Source organism: Salmonella sp. SAL4457, assembly GCF_046548235.1.
In the GTDB taxonomy this organism is placed as follows: Bacteria; Pseudomonadota; Gammaproteobacteria; order Enterobacterales; family Enterobacteriaceae; genus Salmonella; species Salmonella enterica.
Genome location: NZ_JBGDZO010000472.1, coordinates 1 through 273 on the forward strand (window position 1 = coordinate 1; position 273 = coordinate 273).

Consider the following 273-nt stretch of genomic DNA (forward strand, 5'->3'; position numbering starts at 1 on the left):
CTTCTGCATCGCCCCGACGCGGAATTGCTCGATGAGCACCACGCAATCGCGCTGCGGGTCGTAGGGCAGCACGCAGACCGCGTCATGGCGGACGAACAGTTCCCGACTGATTTCCCGGCCCATGCTGCCGTCGAACTGGCGATGCCGCAGGCGCAGGCGATCGAGACGATAGAAGCCACGGAAGCATTCCTCGCGCTGCACGAGTTCGACGTCACCGGGGGCGGGTTTGAAGGTTTCGGACATCCTCGACTCACTTCACTCGGGTATGTGGGT

At 63.0% G+C, this 273-nt stretch carries 1 pseudogene; it reads right to left on the reverse strand.

Annotation, left to right across the window (positions count from 1 at the left end):
* Positions 1-243: pseudogene (nudF, locus tag ACLJNW_RS25100) on the reverse strand (ADP-ribose diphosphatase); the annotation flags it as partial.
* Positions 244-273: the final 30 nt, after the last annotated feature.